The following is a 20,734-nucleotide window of genomic DNA, read 5'->3' as shown; positions in this document are numbered from 1 at the left end:
CAAGAAAGGTATTGTAGAAAAGAAATACTTGACTGATGACTGTACCTCATCGTATAGAGTCGTAATCGGAAAAGATTCTTTTCACTTATAAATTTTTACAATTATTGAAAACTACAACTTGAAAACTATGAAAGATTTACAAAACCTCCGCAATATCGGCTTTATTGCCCATGTCGACTCTGGTAAAACCACACTCTCGGAAGAAATACTCTTCTTAGCAGAAGCCATTCATCGGCGTGGTAGCGTAGATGGTGGCAATACAGTTACAGATAGTATGCCCGAAGAACAACAACGTGGCATTACCATTAAGTCCTCTTGTGTCAAGTTCTACTGGACTGTAAAAGAATAAAGAGTGTAAGGAGTGTTAGTGTACGATTGTAAACTAACACTCTCCTCTAAAATATTGGGTGTCGTAGAGAAGAGTTACTTCGCCTTTAACGCCATGGGTCGCAGGTTCGAATCCTGCCTTTATCACTATTTATGATAGAGTAGCTCAGTGGTAGAGCAATGTAATAGTCTCTTTTCGTTAGTTACCCCAATTCTTCTTGACTCAAACAGAAAACACATGATTGCGGAATGACAGTAGCTGGTATCTGAGAGGTCTCATAAGCCTCCGCCTTGTGCCTCGCGGGTTCGAGTCCCGCTTCCGCAACCAAAGAGTGCCGTTGGAAAATGTTACTTCGTTAGACTACGGATCTAAAATTGATTATTTGATTCTTCGCTTATCGCCTCTTTTTATTCGCCCGTAACTCAGTGGCTAGAGTACCTCACTTTTAATGAGGGAGTCATGGGTTCAAATCCCATCGGGCGAACCTAAAAATACTATTGCTTCGTCGTTCAAAGGATAGGACAGCTGGCTACGAACCAGCAGATAAACGTTCGACTCGTTTCGAAGCAACCAAGGGAGTGTACTACATGGGATGTCGTAAAAAAGAGATACTTCGTTCGATTCAAAATTGAAAGGTTGCAGGTTCGATTCCTGCTTCTGCTTAGGCAGGATAGCTCAATGGTAGAGAAATGTGCTCTTTTTGCCTGTCACTCCTCAATGTAGTAACAACTTTCTGAATTTATTCCTATATAAAAGGTGTCGTAAATCAGAGGTACTTCTATCATACCCTTGTATGCTATAGCTTAATCGAGACAAAGCGTCCTGTGTAAACAGGAAGATGCGGTAAAAGCCCGTAATAAGACTCTGATTGCCAGTTACCCTTTTAGTTTTTATTCAATTAATGGTATCAATCAATACTACACTACGACTATGAGAAAATTAGCATCGATTCAACGAATCAAAAATCTGGAGCCTATTCCAGAAGCAGACGCCATTGAAAAGGCAACTGTCCTTGGCTGGCAACTGGTGGTCAAAAAAGGCGAATTTGCCGTTGGCGACCTCTGTGTATACTGTGAAATCGACAGTCTGCTGCCTGAAAAACCTGAGTTTGAATTTCTTAAAGCCAGGGGTATGAGAATACGTACAGTACGGCTGAGAGGTCAGGTTTCTCAGGGTATTTGTTTTCCATTACATATTCTGCCAAAAGATACACCTATCACTGAGGATCTGGATGTAACGGATATTTTGGGCATTATCAAATATGAACCACCTGTACCTGCTCAATTGGCAGGAATAGCCAAAGGCCTGTTTCCCAGTTTTATTCCAAAAACAGATGAAACCAGAGTGCAGGTACTTCAGGAACTATTGGATGCCTGTCAGGGTGACACATGTTACGTCACAGAAAAATTGGATGGATCTTCTGTAACGTACTACCTCAGAAATGGAGAATTTGGTGTATGCAGCAGAAACCTGGAATTGTTCGAAACACCAGATAACTCCTTATGGAAAGTAGCCAGAACATTAAAAATCGAAGAAAAACTGAGAAGCCTGAATGGAAACTTTGCGCTGCAAGGTGAGATCATTGGGGAAGGCATTCAGGGTAACCTGTACAAATTAAAAGGTCAGACAGTACAATTCTTCAATGTATTTGACATTGATCAGTATAAGTACCTCGATTTCGAAGGCTTTCAGAAAACGATAACTCAGTTGGGTCTGACACCCGTACCTGTTCTGGAAACTGACTTTGCTCTTAGCAATGATATCCAGGCACTGGTTGAAAAATCAAAAGCAAAGTCCGTATTGAATCCAGCTGTCTGGCGGGAAGGTATTGTTATCAGGCCTCTGACAGAAAAGGTGGGTACACTAGGTAGAGTATCTTTTAAAGCCATCAATCCGGAATTCTTATTGAAATACGAATAAATTGATTCAAACGAAAATCCCTCTTTAGAGATATGGAATTACAGGTACAAACATTCTTACGGAGCAAGTCTCTGAATGACCTGACTACACAATATGGGATACGGGTCAACAGACATAAGCAGTATCCTCATCTGGTACAATTAAAATATGATCAGCTTGAGTCCCCTATGCGTGAACCTGTGGTTCAGGAATGTCGGGGGATTATTCTGGATGAGTCAAACAATTGGGAGATTGTATCTTTTCCTTTCAAAAAGTTTTTCAATTACGATGAGTTTTATGCATCCACTATAGATTGGACTCAGGCACGGGTATATGAAAAGATAGATGGGTCTATTATGACACTCTATTTTTATAATGGAGCCTGGCATATAGCCTCTGCCAGTTTACCCGATGCCTCAGGGCTGATCAGAGACCAGACTTTTACCATGAGTGAATTGTTCTGGAACACATGGAAAAGTAAGGGATATAAACTACCTACTGAAACAGATTGGTGTTATGTGTTCGAGCTTACCTCTCCCTATACACAAATAGTAGTGCCTTATACAGAAAACAATCTGGCTCTGTTAGGTGCCAGAAATACGAAAACCCTGCAGGAAGAATTTCCGGAAACAGTAGCAGTAAAATACAAATGGGATGCCGTCCCGTCCTTTCCGTTAACCAAACTTGAAGAAGTATTGGAAGCTGGCAAGCAGCTGAATCCCATGAAACAGGAAGGCTTTGTAGTATGTGATGCAAACTTTAACCGGGTTAAAATAAAATCTCTGCAATATATAAGTATAGGATTCCTGAGAGGGATTGAAGACAAAACTACTCATCGGTATCTGCTGGAAATTATCAAAACCAATGAAGGTTCAGAGTTTCTCTCTTATATGAAGGAATATACAGAGCCTTATCAGAAACTAAAATTGAAATATGATGCCCTAATTTATGAATTGGAGACTCATTGGAATCAGATCAAAGATATTGAGGATAGAAAAACCTTTGGTATTAGTGCCAGTAGCACCAAAATTCCAGGTGTATTCTTTCAGTTACGGGATCAAAAAGTGCATTCTGTGAAAACCTATCTTTATGAGATGAAAACTCAGGCTTTACTGGATGTACTGAATAAAATGTAAAAAATGAATCTACAACTATGAAATTATGCTTAGTCCGAAACCACGATTACTTCTGGTTGGCCTTGAACCGCCGGAAGTTACCGCAATTACCAGTCAACTCGACTGCCTGACAGTTGTTTATGAACACCTGCCACTGAGTAAGCTGGTTGATGGCAACTTGTATGTGGAGAGTCGTTTACATCCTGGTACTTTCCTAAAGGTAGACAAAGTAATCTACCATGGTATCTTCGAAAATGATTTTGATTTTCTAACACTATTAGCTCTATGGAATGGGCCTTGCCTTCCAGACGCCGGAGGTATGATGGATTGCCGACTTCGACATTCTGGACTGGTAAGAGCACTACGTGTTACGAAATTTGGAGATATTCCAAGAGGAATGTCTCTTACTTCAGGTGAATGGCATGCTCAGCAACCTACTGTAGCGAAATGGAGTAACTGGCACTGTGGAGAAAACAAAGCACGTATTCAGGATACATGGACATCTCCGGATGAAATAACAGTTTACGAACCTTTTATAGAAGGCGACGCTGTTCGGATTATGCTTATTGGTGATAAAGTCTGGCAAATTCACCTGAAAGGGGAAGACTGGCTCAAGTCTATTCATCACCCGGATGCAGCTCAAATGCTTGTTGATTCAGACCTGGAAGAAGATGCAAAACGTTTAGCAAACTACTTCCATTTTCAGATAGTAGGCATTGACTATATGATAGGTATTGATGGAAAGAAGTATCTTCTGGAAGTAAATCATATCCCCAATGTCACTGTGTTTCCTTTTGTGCGTGAAGCATTTATTGACTTCGCTATACAGTGGGTAAAACAATAAGGTTTTCCAACCTTAACAACTACAACTATGAAACTTTTATTAGCTTATAAAGAACAGGGACTGGGCGAAGCCTGGAGAGAATACTTCCGGGATCAGCCCGATGTCCAAATCCTTAACACGGATATCACACAACTTAGTTGTGATGCCATTGTGAGTCCGGCAAACTCGTTTGGATTTATGGATGGAGGCTTAGATTATCTACTTTCTGAGCGGTTTGGCTGGGATTTGCAGGACAGAGTACAAAAAGAGATCTCGGAATTGCCAGAACGAGAATTGCTGATAGGCAAGGCGTTGGTGATCCCAACCTTTGATTCAAAAATCCCTTATCTGATTTCGGCACCTACCATGCGAGTACCAATGGATTTCATGATCCATGCTTCTTTGAATGCATATCTGGCAATGAAGGCAATCTTAGTTGCCACAACATCTCATCCTGATATAGCAACGGTAGCCATTCCCGGACTTTGTACCGGAGTGGGTAAAATGCCTTATAGGATAGCTGCCCGTCAGATGTTTTATGCTTATGAAGATATTATCCTTCAGAAGAAAAGAAAGCTTGACAACTTTGGTGATGCTCAGAAATTCCAGATAGAACTCAATCCGGCTGGAATGCTCTGGAATTAGCAATCAATTTTAATAACTACAACTATGAAAGATACTTTAGGCGACCGGATGAAAATGTACTATGAAGACAGAACCCGGTTTGCCTTACCCAGACGTACCTATACCATTATCAGAATAGATGGAAAGGCATTTCACACCTATACCCGTGGATTAGTCCGCCCTTTTGATGATCAGTTTATGCAGGATATGGATACAACTGCCAGCTTTTTATGTGCCAATATTCAGGGAGCTCGCTTTGCGTATGTGCAATCAGATGAGATTTCTATTGCTCTAACTGATTTTGATAAACTCACTACTGCTGCCTGGTTTGATGGCAATATTCAGAAAATGGTTTCCATCTCTGCTAGTCTGGCGACAGCGAAGTTCAATGAATTGAGACCAGGGAAACTGGCATATTTTGACAGTCGGGTATTTACTATTCCATTTCAGATAGAAGTTGAAAACTACTTTATCTGGAGACAACAGGATGCTACCCGAAACTCCATCTCTAATGTAGCTCAGTCATTGTATACCCACAAAGAGTTGACCAATAAGAGCAGCGATCAAAAACAGGAGTTGATTTTTCAGAAAGGCATCAACTGGAATAACTATGCTCCCCGATACAAAAGAGGACGCATCATCTCCAAAGAATCCTTTGAAAAACAAGGTGCTTTACGCAATCGATGGACTGTAAGTGATGTTCCAATTTTTACTCAGGATCGGGCCTTTCTGCAAAACTTATTAATGCCTGTATCAACAGAATAATTAAATTCCCTGCTACTTAGTGTAGCAGGGATTACATTAAGCTAATTCAAACCATTGCCCTGTCGTCCAAGGGATAGGACGGTCGGCTTCTACCCGACAAATGAATGTTCGAATCATTCCGGGGTAACCAATGTACATCACAATTTAATTATACATAAACCTGCAAAACATTTATTTCACAATGACCACAGAAGGTATAGCACAAATAACCGCCGCAGATATCAGGGAGTTGATTTACGGCTTTGAGAGTGGAACGCTTCCGAAAGAAAAGTGGACACACGAAGCACACTTGCTGATGGCATTGTGGTATCTGTGGTCTTACTCCAGCAACGAGGCGATTCCCAGAATTTGTGAAGGTATACAGAAATACAATATAGCATCCGGAGGTCAGAATACTGATACGTCCGGCTACCATGAAACGCTAACCCTTTTCTGGATTTCTGTAGTAGCAAAATTCCTGGAAAAACATATTTTAGAAACCTCTATCGAAGCTCTGGCCAATCAACTTGTAGAAGAAAAATATCCAACATCTCTCCCACTTAACTATTACAGTCGGGAGCAGGTATTTTCAGTACAAGCCCGAAAGGAATGGGTTGAGCCTGATATAAAACCGTTGAGCGAATAAAAAAAACAGATTCGCTCATGTAATCTTATGAGCAATAAATTAAATAATAACGAATTAAAGGCAATTGGTATTAAAGATGAAGCCTTGCTGGAACTGGCAGGCAGATTAGCCAAAAGTCTGATTAAAAATAAAACCTATACAAAAGAAGCTTTACTGGCTTTTTATAAAGAATTATTAAAGAATCCGGATAGCTATACCTCCAATGAATTGTTTGCCGAACTGGCAGAGGAAGTAAAAAGCAGGGCATCTTTGTTCAAAAAATCCCAGGCCATTGTCCAATCGTTTGAGTTACGGACTGATCCCTTGGCTTATCCAATTTATGGAACTGAGCACATATCAGATGACGCCAAACATCAGATGAATGCAGCTATGCAACTACCAGTAGCAGTAGCAGGAGCCCTAATGCCTGATGCGCACTCAGGATATGGACTGCCTATTGGAGGAGTACTAGCTACAGAACCTAATATCATCATTCCTTATGCAGTAGGAGTTGATATTGCCTGTAGAATGTGTCTGTCTGTGTTTGACATCAATGCTATTTTTCTGGATCAGAAAACAAAACTACTGAAACAACATCTGTTAGATCATACCTACTTTGGCCTGGATGGAGAAAATAGAGACCAGTTATCAGATACCATTTTCGATTTACCTGAATGGAAATCAACTGCTCAGATCAGACAGTTGCGTTACAAGGCAGAAAAACAATTAGGCACCTCAGGTACTGGCAATCACTTTGTGGAATTGGGTATTCTGGATATTACAGAGCAAACACCAGAATTGAAGTTACCGAAGGGCAAGTATCTGGCGTTACTAAGTCATTCGGGATCAAGAGGATTTGGGGCTAATATTGCTACTCACTACTCAAAGATTGCAACAGAAAAGACGAAACTTCCCCGAGAAGCACAACATCTGGCCTGGCTAGATCTGAATACCGAAGAAGGGCAGGAATACTGGATTGGAATGAATCTGGCAGGTGAATATGCCTCTGCATGTCATCATCAGATCCATCGCCGGCTAGCACAGGCTATTGGCAGTAAACCTGTAGCGATGGTTGAGAACCATCACAACTTTGCATGGAAAGAGACCCTGGCAGATGGCCGGGAAGTAATGGTACATCGCAAAGGAGCTACCCCAGCAGGTAAAGGTGTAATGGGTATTATACCTGGTTCGATGACACAACCCGGTTTTGTAGTACGTGGCAAGGGGGATTCTTCATCGATCTGTTCTGCTTCACATGGTGCAGGCAGACTGTTATCCCGTTCCAAAGCCTTAAAAACGATTACCAGACCAGAACTCAAACAAGTACTGACTGATAAAGGAGTCACATTGATTGGAGGAGATCTGGATGAAGCACCTATGGTGTATAAGGACATTAATCAGGTTATGAGTTATCAAAATGATCTGGTTGAAGTACTTGCTCGGTTCACACCTAAGATCGTACGTATGGCAGATCCGGATAAACGTACCAAAGGTTGGGAAGGATAATCTATCCGGTCATTCGGGTCAATAACCTGAATGATCGGATTTTTCGTAATTTACAGCTATAACTATGAGAACAACACATACCCACCGACTTCAACTGGCAGAACAATCCTTATTGGGTCTGGCAGTTGGAGATGCATTTGGAGAAAAGTTTTTCCTACCTCCTGGTCAACTTGAAACTTATTTGACTAATCGGTGGATGCCTTCCGCACCCTGGCATTTTACGGATGATACCGTTATGGCAATGGGAGTATATGCCAGTCTGCAACAGTATGGAGAGATTAATCAGGATGTCCTTGCCCAAACTTTTGCAGATAACTACCAGAAAGATGATAGACGAGGATATGGAGGAACAGCCCATAGTATATTACGGCAAATAGGTGCAGGTAGTGACTGGCAAATTGTTTCTTCCTCTGTATTTGATGGAATGGGCTCAATGGGAAATGGAGCAGCAATGCGTGCAGGTTTAATTGGTGCCTACTTTTATGATGATTTACCCAAAGCAGCAGAACAGGCATGTCTCTCCGCAGAAGTAACACATTTTCATCCAGAGGGGCAGGCAGGTGCCATTGCAATAGCTATTGCAGCCGCCTTAGCCTGTCAGATATCGTTGTTTCAGGTACAATTATCGCCTCAGGAGTTTATCGAAAAAGTATGTGAGTATATACCAGAAGGTGAAACATTATCCAGAAGTAGAAGAGGTATTCATCTATCGCCCAATACAAACATACAAACCATTGTAGATGTACTTGGCAACGGTTCAGATATTACAGCTCAACGTACTGTTCCCTTTACACTTTGGGTGGTAGCACATCATCTTTATAATTACGAAGAAGCTATCTGGACTACAGTGAATGGATTGGGAGATCGAGATACCACTTGTGCGATAGTAGGGAGTATTGTGTCATTATCAGCTGGTAAGCAAGCCATTCCTGACAAATGGATTCAGACAACGGAATCCATTTATGATAGTATATTCCTTCATTTTTTGTAACTATTCTTAAATACGACAACTATGTTCAAACTTTCAGAAATACCTCTTTTTAAAACGCTTGAAAACTCCAAAAGTATCTTACTTGCCGGAGCTGGAGGCGGATATGATATATACTGTGGTTTGCCACTTTATTTTGCTTTGAAAGCAATGGGAAAGGAAGTGCATCTGGCTAACCTGTCATTTACATATTTACCGATGACCAACTCTGAGAAAGTATTTGATCAGTGTTATCTGGTTAAGGCAGGTGATAAGAACAACCACCAGATCAACTACTTTCCTGAAAAATACCTGGCAGACTGGTTTTTAACTGAACAACAAGAACAGGTTAACATCTATGCATTTGAGCTTTCAGGTGTGCAACCAACCAAGAAAATCTATGATCAGATTATAGAAAGACATTCCATCGATACAGTGATTCTGATAGATGGAGGAACCGACAGTTTGATGTTTGGAGATGAAGAAGAACTGGGTACACCTCTGGAAGATAGTTGTTCACTGGTAGCAGTTAATAAAACGTCTGTTAAAAATAAACTACTGGTTTGTCTGGGCTTTGGAGTAGATCGGTTTCATGGCGTTTCACACTTCCGCTTTCTGGAAAACACCTCGAAGATACTGGCGGAAGGAGGTTTTCTGGGAAGTTTTCATTTGCTACCTACTATGCCGGAAGTTGAAAAGTATATGTCTGCTGTTAACTATGTTAATCAGCACATGGAACGTCAGAGTATTGTATCTAACTCTATCGTTAGTGCCATAGAAGGAAAATTCGGAGACTTCCACCGCACCCTCCGTACCAGCGGTAGTGAACTCTGGATTAATTCACTGATGTCTATTTACTGGTGCTATCAGGTACAAGATGTAGTACACAATCTTAAGTACTATACTTATATAGCTAACTCACAAACACGTGGGCAGCTTAATCAAGGTCTGTATGATTATCGGCAACAATTGTCAGAAGTCAGGGAAATGCGAAAGATTCCGGTATAAACAGACTCAAATAAATAATGCCTCTGGTTTATAAAGAGGTAAGTAATACTAACATTATACAATTATGTCATCTAAAGAAGAATTTAAAATAAGTAAAACACTCAGTTATGTACTGAGACACCGTCCAGATGAGATAGGTATCATTCTTGACGAAAATGGTTATGTAGGAGTAGACGAACTGATTCATCAGTTCAATGCCTACAGTCAGATCAAACTAACGCTCGAAAAACTAAAGCAAGTAGTAGCCAACAACGACAAGCAACGTTTTGCCTTTAGTACAGATGGATCGATGATTCGGGCTAGTCAGGGACATTCGATACAAGTTGATCTGGGGTATGAGGCACAGACACCACCTGAGTTTCTGTATCATGGCACAGCAGCTTCTAATCTGCCCTCTATTCGAAAATCAGGTCTGGCGAAACGTAGTCGACATCATGTGCATTTATCACCAGATGTAGATACGGCTAAAAATGTAGGTGCCCGACATGGTGTTCCTGTAGTATTACCTATTAAAGCATTGGAAATGCATCAGGATGGAAAGGTATTCTATAAATCGGCAAATGGCGTATGGTTAACCGATGAAGTACCCGTTGACTATATTATTTTGCCCCAATAATGTGGACAGTTATTGAACGTAAAATTGGTAGGGCCGGAAGTGTAAAACAACGACTGGCCCACCAACGTGAATGAGATAAAAAATATGGAGAAGGAAACAGGGACACTGATTATAGCCTGGATGGAAAGTTTATCAATCAAAAAGAAGCTTTTGAGAAAATATACTAGCAGAGTTATGCGGCACACTTTCAAAATCATCTGGAAGACCTTGCAGAAAGCTTCGTAACCCACACGTAGAAGCAACTACAGGCGTAGATCTTTAGGTGACAGCTATTATGGAGTATCTGAAATAAAACCATTTGCAATTATCCGGCACTGAAATTGTAGACATTGGTTCATGCTTCACATGTCATCAGTATTTGTCTAAGTCCTTTACATATTCAATGTACCCTATCTCCTACCCTGACACTCGAACAATTCTGGTAAGAAAAGAAATGTCTGGCCATCTGGAAAGAAGAGTAAGAGAAAAAATACATCACTATAAAGGTATGCAATATAAAAGATCCGTATGCTTTTAACACTCCTTAAACTATATGAGCAAGAAAAGTAAAAACGCATCCACTGCCAGAGATACGCTACGTATTCTGGATCAGGGATTCTATATAAATAAGAAAAGTCAAAAAGTATCCATAGCAGCCATACAGCAGAAAGCGGTCAAAGATTCTTTACATTACAAGCCAGAGATGTTTGCTGAGGTATTTAACAAACGGAATCAGATAGTGCGTCGTGAAGAGAAACAAACAGCAATCGAAGTAATCAATGAGGCTACTCTGTATGCAGCACAAGCGCTCAAAAATGAGGGATTTGAAAAAGTACTGGCGCTGAATTTTGCATCAGCTAAAAATCCAGGTGGAGGTTTTCAGAATGGTGCACAGGCACAGGAAGAAAGTCTGGCAAGAGCATCAGGATTATATCTGACACAAACAGCACATTGGGATATGTATGAGATAAATCGGGGTCTGGAGTCATGCCTGTATACCGACCATATGATTTACTCTCCCGATGTTCCAGTTTTTCGGGATGATGAAGATGAGTTACTGGATACACCTTATACAGTTTCATTTATTACTGCACCAGCAGTCAATGCGGGTGTTGTGATGCAGCGCTCCAACAAAGACGACCAGGAAGCTATCCCATCTGTGATGTTAGCCCGTACAGAAAAGGTGCTCTCATTAGCTATGGTTCATGGTTATCGGGCACTTGTATTGGGAGCATGGGGCTGTGGAGTATTTAGAAATAACCCGGCAGATGTAGCCGAATATTTTCGGTATCATCTAATGGACAATCCAGTATTTCAGAATGTTTTTGAAAAAATACTATTTGCAGTCTGGGATCGTTCAGAAAAGGAAACAACTATTGAATCTTTTCGTAAAGTATTCTTACAACCCAAAATCTAACACACTATGCAAGTAAAGATACAGGATACAGACAATGTATTCGGAAATCGCTACCTGGAAAGCCGTACATTTTTTTTACATACTTTCCAGAAGATTCCCTGCATTATCTGGCTTAATCAGATCAATGTTGAAAAGGCCTATGCCTATATTCAGGAAATATACAAAGACCTGATACAGGATACGTTTCAATACAGTGGCTTTAATCATCAAAAAAAGAAGGTTGAGCATAGTGAGACGTTTATTGTACTTTCAACAAAATGCATTGTTGAGTTGTATAATAACTATTGTAAGGTACTGTACTTAACAGAAAACCAGGAGGTAGCACATCAGTTGGTTCAGGAGTTGAGTAAATTCAAGGAGGTTGAAAAGAAATCTGAGTTTGAAATCAATATTATAGTGCGGGGCAGCTATGGGCTTGAACTGAAAAGTATGGAAGTAAAGAAGACCCGCCTCAATCTGGGTTTGTATTATGAAGATGATTTTCAGGAAATAGATGAACATATTCGCAAACGGTTAAACAAGCAGAAAGACAAAGGAATTGTATTATTGCATGGCTTACCAGGAACAGGTAAAACAACCTATCTGCGTTATCTGATTGGCAAACTCAAGAAAAAAGTAATCTTTGTTTCACCAGACGTAGCAACAAACATTGTCAATCCGGAACTTATTGATATGTTGATTGACAATCCGGATTGTGTACTCATCATTGAAGATGCAGAAAATGTAATCAAGGATCGTCAGGCAGACAGCAATTCAGCCGTATCTAATTTGTTGAATCTGACAGATGGATTATTGGCAGATTGCCTGAATGTTCAGATTATCTGCACATTTAACAGTGCACTTTCAGTAGTTGATAATGCTCTTCTTCGGGAAGGACGCTTGATCGCTAAATATGAGTTCAATAAATTGTCAGTAGAGAAATCACGTGCGTTATCAGAACACCTGGGTCATAATCGATTGATTTCAGAACCAATGACCATTGCCGAAATTACCAATCCACAGGCTAAGAAGTTCAGATCTAAAGAACCTTTCCGTGTAATTGGGTTTCAGCGGGAAGCGGTCTAAGTTTAATAAGCCAATACAGATGATTTGACTACCATCTGTATTGGTCAAATACTAGTTGAAAACATATATGTTATCTGGCTTCTATAACTTCCGCCATCAGGTATTCCGATTTTATAAAGATGGCACATTTCTGGACTCTCTTATTTACCTGGAACCTCATGAAAAAATAACTACGGCAGACAACCTGGCAGAGTGGATGATACGAGATGCAGAAGTCGAAGGTATGTTTCAGGGAACGTATGAAGTAATAGGCAAACGTATCCGATTGAAAACTAAGCCTCATTGGGGAGAAGGCAAACAAACTGTTGACTTTTCCGGACTGATAGACAAGGATACAATACTTTTTACTTCAGTTGACAATAATACCCGACGCTGGGAAAGGAATATGCCCTTTGTTAAACTCCCCTTATCCAGAAAACGAAAAAATAACAAACCACATAACCAATAAATGAGTATTGACAATTATTATGCTGTTTTGTCGCTTTCCCAAAGTTCTGTAACAGCATTGATAGATTATTTTTTGTCAATGTCATTTCGAAAAAAGGAGTGCTAGATTTACCATCCGTTCATCTATCTCTCCAGTCTCCACTCATTGTTTTTATATTTTACCAGATAATATATTTTATAAAATTCCCATCTCTGTTTTTTAATCTTCGGATTTTTTCTCACTCGTTGTCATTGATCCCTCACCCGACCATTCTCCATTAACCTTCTATTGGCTTGTAACCAATAGAAGATGTCAGACTCATAGTGTAATATAACTGCTATAAATTTCTAAACCTGTGTTATTCTTTTATATTTTAGCCAAGAAGTTGTTGAGATACCTATTAAAAGTACCAAAGGCATCTTTAGTAATTATACTTAGCAACCTCCAAATACAAAACTACTTATGATTGCCATAGATTCTTCGGTTTACATCTCTGAACTCACAAAAGGAGATGATTCTGCCATGGTAAAGTGGCTGAATGATGAAGTCATTTATCAAAATACACTTCGTATCCCATTTCCTTACAAAATAGAGCATGCACGTGACTTTCTGCATTATGTACGATTAATGCGTAAGGAGCATGCCCAACCTACAGAATGGGCAATCCGAAACTATACAGGAGAGATGATTGGTTGTGTTGGCTTTTCCAGAATATATGGTAAGTATTCACATAAAGATGAGCTTGGTTACTGGCTGGCAGCTCCATATAGAGGGCAAGGCATTATGACCAGAGTCGTAGAGGTAGTAAGTAACTGGGGCTTCCAACGTTTTGGACTCTGGCGACTTGAAGCACCCATATTTCCACACAATCCAGCATCGGGCAAGGTTCTTGAGAAAAATGGATTCGTGGCTGAAGGAACACTTCACAATTATGTAATGAAAGAAAATAAACCAATGGATGTAATCATGTATGCAAAAACAAAACGCCTGTAGTAGTACAGGCGTTTTGTTTAGTTCCTCATATTTTTCAGCTTTGCCAAATTTAGCAGTCGTATATGCTTTCCACTGATATCAATAAGCTTTTCATCTTTGAAGTCTGATAATGTACGAATGACAGTTTCCTTCGAGGCTCCTGCCAGACTCGACAGATCTTCACGGGATACAGGAATCTCAGGAGCGTTTTGCCCTTCTTTTGTATACCTGTCATAGATCATTAATAATGATTCAGCAACTCGTTTTCGAACAGAATTATACGCAAGTTTCAATAACCTCTCCTCTTTCTCAATCACATCATTGGATAACATCTTGATAAACTTATTGGCGACTTCTCTGTTTTGATACAATAATGTAAAGAAGTCCTGTCTGTTAACGACTATAATTTCGGCATCATCCAGAGCCGCTGCCGACTCATTGTATTGTGATTCTTCTAGCAAATCTGTATACCCCACAAAATCACCTTCACTATGAAGAGCCGTTATATACTCTCTTCCTTCTTCATTTGTCTTATATGTTTTTACTTTTCCCTTGCTAATAAAGTATAATGCACTCGGATAATCCCCTTCCGAGAACAATAATTGCTTTTTCTTCAATCGTATTACTTTCCGATCACCATTCAATAATTGATTAAGATCACCGGTACTTTTTGCTTCATTGATAAATTCGGTGAGTCCTTCTGCATCTTTCTGAAATGTCTTTCTTAGTGTATCTGTTTTTCTTAAACGCATCTCGATGGCATCCAATAAAGTAAGATCATCAAAAGGTTTAGTCAGATAGTCATCTGCTCCTAGATTCATTCCTTTACGAAAGTCTTCTTTTTCTGTCTTGGCAGTCAGAAATATGAAAGGTATCCCAGCTGTATTAGGATCTCTGCTCAACAAATGCAATACCCCATATCCATCCAGTTCAGGCATCATAATATCGCAAATAATCAGATCAGGTTTTTCTGCTTTGGCGATCTCTACGCCTGCCTTTCCATTTGGCGCAGTAAAGACGCGATAGCTGGCAAGTTGCAAAATCTCTGCTGTATTTTCCCTTACTTCCGTATTGTCTTCTATTAATAAAATGGATCTCATGGTTTATAGATAGTAGAAAAAGATAATCATTTTCATTAAGGCAACCCTAATGATCAATTAAGGTGTACTATGCAAACTTAATGCAGGAGCAGGAATTTTTACATTAAATATAGTTCCATGATTTTCCTGACTTTTAAAAGCTATACTTCCCTGCATTAGGTCTATGTATCGTTTCACAATAGTAAGGCCTAGTCCGGTTCCTTGTATATTGGATGCATTCTGAGCCCGGAAAAACCGAGTAAACAAGTGTCCTTGTTCTGATTCCGGAATTCCAATTCCGTGATCTTCCACCTCTATTTCCAGATTAGCATTTTGAAAATCAGTACGCACTTCTATGGATTTACCCTCTTTGGAATATTTAATAGCATTCGAAATCAGATTAATAAGAATATTACGTGTCAGATTTTTATCCAACATAATTTCAGCGCTACCTTTATGCTCATAGTGGATTGTTTGACCTTCTTTCACCAGAGCCTGCATCTCTTCTGTTACTTCACTTGTCAGCTCTTCTATATTAAATGGAACAGGATTGCATTCTACTTTCCCTTCTTCCAACTTGCTGATAGATAAAAAGTCATTCAAGATAGCAGTAAGATTATTAACAGCCGATTTGATACGTCCTATATGCCGTAAACGATTGTCCTCATCTCCTGGATTATTGTATTTGGCAATTAGTGATGCAGAAGATAAAATAGTACTTAATGGTGTACGGAACTCATGCGAAGCCATTGTTACAAATCGGGATTTCAATGCATTGAGCTCTCTCTCCTTCTCCAACGTTTTCAGAATCTCCTTTTCAGCCTTACGCAGGTTTTCATTGGTCTGTTCCAATTCCTGTAATGCCATTGCCAGATCCCGAGTACGTTGTTCCACTCTTTTTTCCAGTGTAGTATTCAACTTACGAATTTCTGCTAGGTTTTTTGCATGCTCTAGACTATACCGAATAGATCTTTCCAGATCAAACAGACCAAAAGTGCCCTTAACCAGATAATCAGAAGCTCCTACCTGCAGTGCCCGTTCATCAATTTCCAGATCACTCTTACCTGTCAGCAGTATTAAGGGTGCTGTAATACCATGCTGCTGAGCCTCCATAATCAGATCTAATCCACTGAAGGCTCCTATCTGAAAGTCAACAAGATATACATCATGAATGCTTCGGCTTATTATTTCCCGTGCTTTCTCATAGTTAGACTCCCACTCCAAAATGTATTTTTTATTAGGAATTTCACTTAATGTATCACGGGTAAGAACAAAATCATCCTCATCATCATCTACCAGTAGTATTTTTATCTCAGTACTCACGTTTGTCTTCGTCATTAGAGATTAAGCGTTTAAATATATAGGCGTTATTCTTTATTCTGTTTTATATCCGGCAGTTCAACAATTTCAAGCCAATAGCGTCCCAGCATTTGGACTACTTCGATCAAAGACTTAAAGGTTACAGGTTTGGTAATAAATGAGTTTACGCCTAAATCGTAACTACGAATAATATCTTCTTCAGCCCTGGAAGTGGTCAGCACAATAATTGGAATAGTTCTTAGTTCAGGATTAGCCTTAATCTCCTTTAAGGCTTCTCTCCCATCTTTTTTAGGCATATTCAGATCCAGAAGAATCATTCCGGGACGAGGAGATAACAAAGGATTTGTATACTGTCCTTTTCGGTAAAGATAATCTGTTAATTCTTCTCCATCGTCTACAAAATAGATCTCATTCAATAGATGACTTTCTTCAAAAGCATCTTTTAATAACATACGATCTTCCTCGTCATCATCAGCAATCAGAATAGTAACACTCTTATTGTTTTTGGTAGACATAGAGCTTATAGTATTTTTAATTTGTTCAGAAGCCAAATATATTTCTATCTCCTACAGATCTGCAATGATACTTTTACAAGATAGCTTCGCCATATTTTATAGCATGTTTTATAGAAAGAGTTACGACAAAAGTAGATCCTTTTCCTATCTGACTATGAGCTGTAATAGTTCCTCCATGATGTGTAGCTATCTTGCGACAAACCGCTAATCCAATTCCAGATCCTTCGTATTTCCGGCCTTCAAGTCGTTGAAATATATTAAAAATGCGATCAAGGTATTTCTCATCAAAGCCAATCCCATTATCCGCCACACTGATTTCCAGCATTTCGTCACCTGGCGTTGCACTAAGATGTGCTTTTATTTGTTTTACTTCCGAAGAAATATGTATTCGGGGTGCTTCATCTGGCTTTCTAAACTTAATCGCGTTGGAAATCAGATTTTGAAATAACTGCCGCATTTGAGTAGGCTGAGCTTCAATTGTTGGCAGCTCGTCTACCACTATAGTTGCATTATTTTTCTCAATGAGTATTTCCAGGTCTGTTAGAACTTCCTGAATAATCGTATTCAAACTAACAGACACAAACTCCATTTGCTTAGACACTCTTGAAAAGGCCAGTAAATCGTTAATTAACTTTTGCATACGTGCAGAAGCACTTAACATCCGTTCTAGGTAATCTTTGCCCTGCTCACTTAGATTCTCTCCTTCTTTCATCATCAACCGATCTCCAAATGCCTGAATTTTGCGGAGTGGTTCCTGCAAATCATGTGAGGACACATAAGCAAAGTCCTGTAACTCAATATTGCTACGTTCTAACTCAGCAGCATAACGACGCAGTTTTTCCTGTGCTAGCTTTAAGTCAGAAATATCATGTATAATACCTGTAAATATCTTCCCACTGGACAGATTGACCTCACTGACACTTAAGTGAAAAGGAAATCGGGTCCCATCTTTTCGCAAACCAGTAACCTCCCGTCCAATTCCGATAATACGTCCAATTCCGGTCTGATGATAGTTATGGATGTATTGATCATGATTACGTCTATCCGGATTAGGCATTAGTATCGAGATGTTTTCACCTATCAACTCTTCAGGAACATAACCAAACAGTTTTGAGGCAGCAGGGTTTACCATCTCGATCAAACCGGTGCTGTCAATAGTAATAATACCATCAATAGCATGATCGAAAATAGCCCGTAATTGCGATGTTGTTTCCAAATGTGATAGCTCTTCCATTCTATTCAATTTTCCCCTTAATTTGGAACTCTTCAAATGATCTTTATCATTTTCCCCCTCGTGTTTCATCATTCTGATTATTAAATTATTTCACAATAACCTTAGTATTTTGAGCTGAAATATAACGAAAAGTCAATATCTGTTGACCGATATTGTCCTAAAATAGCATTTTAAGCTAGTGATTATACTCTGACAGGATGTACAAACCAGCTATCTATCAAAACTTTATAATATACGTTTGCCTCAAAAGATATGCCTGTATAAAGATCTCTATTGCAGGATATAGCTTTCTAATGAGCATAAAGACAATGCAGAGAGGTGTATAAGTAAAAAATAAGGCTTCAGGAAAGCCTACTTATCTAATCCTATTTATTAGGAATGGATATCAGATTCTAAGAAACTATTCCATTTTCATTGAAAGATACAGGCTTCCAAACACCATCCAGTAACACATGTATATGTTGGTATCCAATATCACCTAGTAAGCTCAATGCTTCAGTAAAGAAGCCCGCAATCTCTTTGGGATGATGCGCATCCGAACTTACAGTAACAGGAATCCCCAATTTGAATGCTTGTTCTAATACCCATTTTCCAGGATAAGTTTCAACAGCTCTTTTCTTGTATAACCCTCGCGTATTTACCTCCATAATGAGTCCCGAACTAGCTATTGTTTGCAACGTTTTGAACACTTCTTCCTGATACCAATCTGCATTCTCATTAAATAAAGGAGTAAACTGATTCTGCATCTTTATTTTATCCAGATGCCCTATTACGCTTGGTTTATCTTCTACAACCATCTGCCGGATTTGCTCATAGTATTGTGTAACTGCTCGCTGAATATTGTTTCCAAATATCTCTTTGAGTCCTTGTAAAAAAGTAGAGTGAGCCCCATCAATCTCCCATCTCGTTCCATCAGCCATTGCCTCCACAAAATGTACAGATCCTATACTATAATCCAGATTCAGGTCCTGAATAAATGGATTTTTCACTCCCATTATACCAGGGATATAATCTACCTCCAATCCATAATACAATTGCAATTTCCCTTCCCACCTATCTTTTAATTTCTGAATCTCTGTAAAATATTTGTCTATTGAATCTTCTTTCATACACCATTTGCATTCAAATGGTACCGGAGCATGAGAAGAAAATCCATAAGCAACAAATTTTTGACGAAACGCTTCTGTAGCGTAATAATTAGGAGGGTATTTTCCGTCACAAAAGTTTGTATGACTATGATAGTTTGTCCAGGACATGGTGGTCTGTGCAGCTTATATTCTATATATGAGGAGGATAACAATCTAATACAGATTGTTAAAGGTAGAGTGAATCTGACTGAAAGTCAAAGACAATTTAGATAAACCCTTGAAGAAAAGGCCTAAACTGAAAAAGCACCTTTTATAAAAGGTGCTTTTTCAGTTTAGAAGAGTAAAATATCAATCATGAGCCTTTACAATATGCTCCAGAATAAATTCGCGAATATGATGAGAAGGGTGTGGCATTAAGCTAATGCTAAATGCAGCCAAGGTACGTATATCCGGTTTGCGTTTGGTAAGAGACTTAAATAAGTAGCTTCTTGCCTCACGAACCTTACTATCTTTCAACAAGGCAATTCCCATACTTGTAGACGCATGTTGCCAGCGATACTCTATATAGCTAAGCATTTCAGGAGATAAAGAAGGCTCATCCATCTCTTCTGCTAAAATAATACTATAACAATCCATTTGACTGGAGGCTCGTTTCATCTTATGAGCTAATGTCTCATATTTACCGGTCTCACTCTCACTATGAATACGATACAACGTTAGTTTTTCTTCAATGAAATAAGCTCCCATTCCAGTCTTAGCCAGCATATAAGGTAAATAAACATCCCACATAGGTCCTACTTTCACTGGTATCTTATTCCAATCGATAGCTTCTCTGCGAATTACTGCTGATGAGGCAGGTTGTATAGCAAGATCTTTGAGTGCAACTTCCATAAAAGGCTGATACACCTGTTGCTTTAATTTATGTCTGCCAATATCGTGATTATATTCAAAGGTGCGTTCTTCATTGATCTTTCCATGTTCATCTATCACCCATTGATTACAGAAGGTCAAAATCAGATTAGGGTTCTCTTCCAATGGAGGTACCATTTTCTCAAGAAAATCTTTCTCCCACAAATCATCATCATGTAAACTGGCCACATATTTTCCTGTAGCCATTTTAAAACCATTGATGTGATTGTCAAACATGCTTACGGCCGGATCATATCGATGAAACCGTATTCTGGAATCCTGAAATGAGTCAACAATTGGCTGAGCAGATTCAGGGCTTCCATTATCAGAAACAATGATCTCGATGTTTTTATAAGTCTGATTTATTGCACTTGCAATCGCCAGTTTTAAATAATCCGGCCGATTATATGTTGGCAGTGTAATACTTACTAATGGCTCATTTTGTAATTTCATTTTTCTATCACTTTCTGATTT

21 protein-coding genes and 4 tRNA genes are annotated in these 20,734 nt (G+C 39.3%); 19 read left to right on the top strand and 6 right to left on the bottom strand.

Features of this window, described 5'->3' with window-relative positions; translation table 11 throughout:
- Nucleotides 1-127 precede the first annotated feature (127 nt).
- The 19 genes from QNI22_RS30880 to QNI22_RS30790 all read left to right on the top strand — a co-directional run bounded on the left by QNI22_RS30880 (nt 128) and on the right by QNI22_RS30790 (nt 14,136).
- A complete protein-coding gene (locus QNI22_RS30880) occupies nt 128-349 on the top strand; it encodes a GTP-binding protein (protein WP_313987910.1) in 222 nt (73 codons plus the stop codon).
- Between the two features lie 221 nt (nt 350-570).
- Nucleotides 571-655: transfer RNA gene (locus QNI22_RS30875), tRNA-Met, on the top strand.
- A gap of 84 nt (nt 656-739) precedes the next feature.
- Nucleotides 740-812: transfer RNA gene (locus QNI22_RS30870), tRNA-Lys, on the top strand.
- Nucleotides 813-826: 14 nt separating this feature from the next.
- A tRNA-Arg gene (locus QNI22_RS30865) sits at nt 827-901 on the top strand.
- 357 nt (nt 902-1,258) lie between these two features.
- Complete coding sequence (locus tag QNI22_RS30860; RefSeq protein WP_314516923.1) at nt 1,259-2,248, top strand: RNA ligase (ATP); 990 nt, start codon at nt 1,259-1,261, stop codon at nt 2,246-2,248.
- A gap of 32 nt (nt 2,249-2,280) precedes the next feature.
- A complete protein-coding gene (locus QNI22_RS30855) occupies nt 2,281-3,363 on the top strand; it encodes an RNA ligase (RefSeq protein WP_314516920.1) in 1,083 nt (360 codons plus the stop codon).
- Between the two features lie 25 nt (nt 3,364-3,388).
- Nucleotides 3,389-4,186: an ATP-grasp domain-containing protein gene (locus tag QNI22_RS30850; RefSeq protein ID WP_314516917.1), complete on the top strand. Its 798-nt coding sequence runs from the start codon at nt 3,389-3,391 to the stop codon at nt 4,184-4,186.
- 27 nt (nt 4,187-4,213) lie between these two features.
- The gene (locus tag QNI22_RS30845; protein WP_314516915.1) at nt 4,214-4,810 is read left to right on the top strand and encodes a macro domain-containing protein; all 597 of its coding nucleotides are present in this window, start codon (nt 4,214-4,216) and stop codon (nt 4,808-4,810) included.
- 24 nt (nt 4,811-4,834) lie between these two features.
- Nucleotides 4,835-5,554, top strand: a complete 720-nt coding sequence (locus tag QNI22_RS30840) for a tRNA(His) guanylyltransferase Thg1 family protein (protein WP_314516914.1) — start codon at nt 4,835-4,837, stop codon at nt 5,552-5,554.
- Nucleotides 5,555-5,609: 55 nt separating this feature from the next.
- Nucleotides 5,610-5,684, top strand: a tRNA-Arg gene (locus QNI22_RS30835).
- 51 nt (nt 5,685-5,735) lie between these two features.
- Nucleotides 5,736-6,179 carry a hypothetical protein gene (locus tag QNI22_RS30830; protein WP_314516912.1) on the top strand — a complete coding sequence of 148 codons (444 nt, stop codon included), beginning with the start codon at nt 5,736-5,738 and terminating at the stop codon, nt 6,177-6,179.
- A gap of 27 nt (nt 6,180-6,206) precedes the next feature.
- Nucleotides 6,207-7,664, top strand: coding sequence for an RtcB family protein (locus tag QNI22_RS30825; RefSeq protein ID WP_314516911.1), 1,458 nt, complete (start codon nt 6,207-6,209; stop codon nt 7,662-7,664).
- Nucleotides 7,665-7,728: 64 nt separating this feature from the next.
- On the top strand, nt 7,729-8,655 hold the full coding sequence (locus QNI22_RS30820) for an ADP-ribosylglycohydrolase family protein (protein ID WP_314516909.1): 927 nt from the start codon (nt 7,729-7,731) through the stop codon (nt 8,653-8,655).
- Nucleotides 8,656-8,676: 21 nt separating this feature from the next.
- Nucleotides 8,677-9,639, top strand: coding sequence for a DUF1152 domain-containing protein (locus tag QNI22_RS30815; protein ID WP_314516908.1), 963 nt, complete (start codon nt 8,677-8,679; stop codon nt 9,637-9,639).
- Nucleotides 9,640-9,703: 64 nt separating this feature from the next.
- Nucleotides 9,704-10,255: an RNA 2'-phosphotransferase gene (locus tag QNI22_RS30810; RefSeq protein WP_314516907.1), complete on the top strand. Its 552-nt coding sequence runs from the start codon at nt 9,704-9,706 to the stop codon at nt 10,253-10,255.
- Between the two features lie 532 nt (nt 10,256-10,787).
- The gene (locus tag QNI22_RS30805; protein WP_314516905.1) at nt 10,788-11,651 is read left to right on the top strand and encodes a TIGR02452 family protein; all 864 of its coding nucleotides are present in this window, start codon (nt 10,788-10,790) and stop codon (nt 11,649-11,651) included.
- Between the two features lie 6 nt (nt 11,652-11,657).
- A complete protein-coding gene (locus QNI22_RS30800) occupies nt 11,658-12,716 on the top strand; it encodes an AAA family ATPase (protein WP_314516904.1) in 1,059 nt (352 codons plus the stop codon).
- A 67-nt stretch (nt 12,717-12,783) separates the two neighbouring features.
- Complete coding sequence (locus tag QNI22_RS30795; protein WP_314516903.1) at nt 12,784-13,164, top strand: hypothetical protein; 381 nt, start codon at nt 12,784-12,786, stop codon at nt 13,162-13,164.
- Nucleotides 13,165-13,605: 441 nt separating this feature from the next.
- Entirely contained in the window at nt 13,606-14,136 is a 531-nt protein-coding gene (locus QNI22_RS30790; RefSeq protein WP_314516902.1) for a GNAT family N-acetyltransferase, read from the top strand.
- A gap of 17 nt (nt 14,137-14,153) precedes the next feature.
- Here the strand turns inward: QNI22_RS30790 and QNI22_RS30785 are convergent, their stop codons facing one another.
- The 6 genes from QNI22_RS30785 to QNI22_RS30760 form a co-directional block, all read right to left on the bottom strand.
- Nucleotides 14,154-15,215, bottom strand: coding sequence for a response regulator (locus QNI22_RS30785; RefSeq protein WP_314516900.1), 1,062 nt, complete (start codon nt 15,213-15,215; stop codon nt 14,154-14,156).
- A gap of 57 nt (nt 15,216-15,272) precedes the next feature.
- Nucleotides 15,273-16,532: a hybrid sensor histidine kinase/response regulator gene (locus QNI22_RS30780; protein WP_314516897.1), complete on the bottom strand. Its 1,260-nt coding sequence runs from the start codon at nt 16,530-16,532 to the stop codon at nt 15,273-15,275.
- A gap of 29 nt (nt 16,533-16,561) precedes the next feature.
- Nucleotides 16,562-17,029: a response regulator gene (locus tag QNI22_RS30775; protein ID WP_314516894.1), complete on the bottom strand. Its 468-nt coding sequence runs from the start codon at nt 17,027-17,029 to the stop codon at nt 16,562-16,564.
- Between the two features lie 73 nt (nt 17,030-17,102).
- Nucleotides 17,103-18,263 (bottom strand): sensor histidine kinase, encoded by a 1,161-nt coding sequence (locus QNI22_RS30770; RefSeq protein WP_314516891.1) that lies wholly within the window; start codon nt 18,261-18,263, stop codon nt 17,103-17,105.
- A gap of 392 nt (nt 18,264-18,655) precedes the next feature.
- The gene (gene hisJ, locus QNI22_RS30765; RefSeq protein WP_314516888.1) at nt 18,656-19,519 is read right to left on the bottom strand and encodes a histidinol-phosphatase HisJ; all 864 of its coding nucleotides are present in this window, start codon (nt 19,517-19,519) and stop codon (nt 18,656-18,658) included.
- A gap of 180 nt (nt 19,520-19,699) precedes the next feature.
- Nucleotides 19,700-20,713: a glycosyltransferase family 2 protein gene (locus tag QNI22_RS30760; RefSeq protein WP_314516887.1), complete on the bottom strand. Its 1,014-nt coding sequence runs from the start codon at nt 20,711-20,713 to the stop codon at nt 19,700-19,702.
- Nucleotides 20,714-20,734: the final 21 nt, after the last annotated feature.

The organism is Xanthocytophaga agilis (assembly GCF_030068605.1).
GTDB classification, from domain to species: Bacteria; Bacteroidota; Bacteroidia; order Cytophagales; family 172606-1; genus Xanthocytophaga; species Xanthocytophaga agilis.
The sequence above is the reverse complement of the archived record's forward strand: the minus strand, read 5'-3'. Positions and strand labels throughout refer to the sequence as shown.

Coding starts and splice junctions, on each gene's coding strand:
- QNI22_RS30880 (WP_313987910.1), top strand. CDS start 128: ATGAAAGATTTACAAAACCTCCGCAATATCGGCTTTATTGCCCATGTC.
- QNI22_RS30860 (WP_314516923.1), top strand. CDS start 1,259: ATGAGAAAATTAGCATCGATTCAACGAATCAAAAATCTGGAGCCTATT.
- QNI22_RS30855 (WP_314516920.1), top strand. CDS start 2,281: ATGGAATTACAGGTACAAACATTCTTACGGAGCAAGTCTCTGAATGAC.
- QNI22_RS30850 (WP_314516917.1), top strand. CDS start 3,389: ATGCTTAGTCCGAAACCACGATTACTTCTGGTTGGCCTTGAACCGCCG.
- QNI22_RS30845 (WP_314516915.1), top strand. CDS start 4,214: ATGAAACTTTTATTAGCTTATAAAGAACAGGGACTGGGCGAAGCCTGG.
- QNI22_RS30840 (WP_314516914.1), top strand. CDS start 4,835: ATGAAAGATACTTTAGGCGACCGGATGAAAATGTACTATGAAGACAGA.
- QNI22_RS30830 (WP_314516912.1), top strand. CDS start 5,736: ATGACCACAGAAGGTATAGCACAAATAACCGCCGCAGATATCAGGGAG.
- QNI22_RS30825 (WP_314516911.1), top strand. CDS start 6,207: ATGAGCAATAAATTAAATAATAACGAATTAAAGGCAATTGGTATTAAA.
- QNI22_RS30820 (WP_314516909.1), top strand. CDS start 7,729: ATGAGAACAACACATACCCACCGACTTCAACTGGCAGAACAATCCTTA.
- QNI22_RS30815 (WP_314516908.1), top strand. CDS start 8,677: ATGTTCAAACTTTCAGAAATACCTCTTTTTAAAACGCTTGAAAACTCC.
- QNI22_RS30810 (WP_314516907.1), top strand. CDS start 9,704: ATGTCATCTAAAGAAGAATTTAAAATAAGTAAAACACTCAGTTATGTA.
- QNI22_RS30805 (WP_314516905.1), top strand. CDS start 10,788: ATGAGCAAGAAAAGTAAAAACGCATCCACTGCCAGAGATACGCTACGT.
- QNI22_RS30800 (WP_314516904.1), top strand. CDS start 11,658: ATGCAAGTAAAGATACAGGATACAGACAATGTATTCGGAAATCGCTAC.
- QNI22_RS30795 (WP_314516903.1), top strand. CDS start 12,784: ATGTTATCTGGCTTCTATAACTTCCGCCATCAGGTATTCCGATTTTAT.
- QNI22_RS30790 (WP_314516902.1), top strand. CDS start 13,606: ATGATTGCCATAGATTCTTCGGTTTACATCTCTGAACTCACAAAAGGA.
- QNI22_RS30785 (WP_314516900.1), bottom strand. CDS start 15,215: ATGAGATCCATTTTATTAATAGAAGACAATACGGAAGTAAGGGAAAAT.
- QNI22_RS30780 (WP_314516897.1), bottom strand. CDS start 16,532: ATGACGAAGACAAACGTGAGTACTGAGATAAAAATACTACTGGTAGAT.
- QNI22_RS30775 (WP_314516894.1), bottom strand. CDS start 17,029: ATGTCTACCAAAAACAATAAGAGTGTTACTATTCTGATTGCTGATGAT.
- QNI22_RS30770 (WP_314516891.1), bottom strand. CDS start 18,263: ATGGAAGAGCTATCACATTTGGAAACAACATCGCAATTACGGGCTATT.
- hisJ (WP_314516888.1), bottom strand. CDS start 19,519: ATGTCCTGGACAAACTATCATAGTCATACAAACTTTTGTGACGGAAAA.
- QNI22_RS30760 (WP_314516887.1), bottom strand. CDS start 20,713: ATGAAATTACAAAATGAGCCATTAGTAAGTATTACACTGCCAACATAT.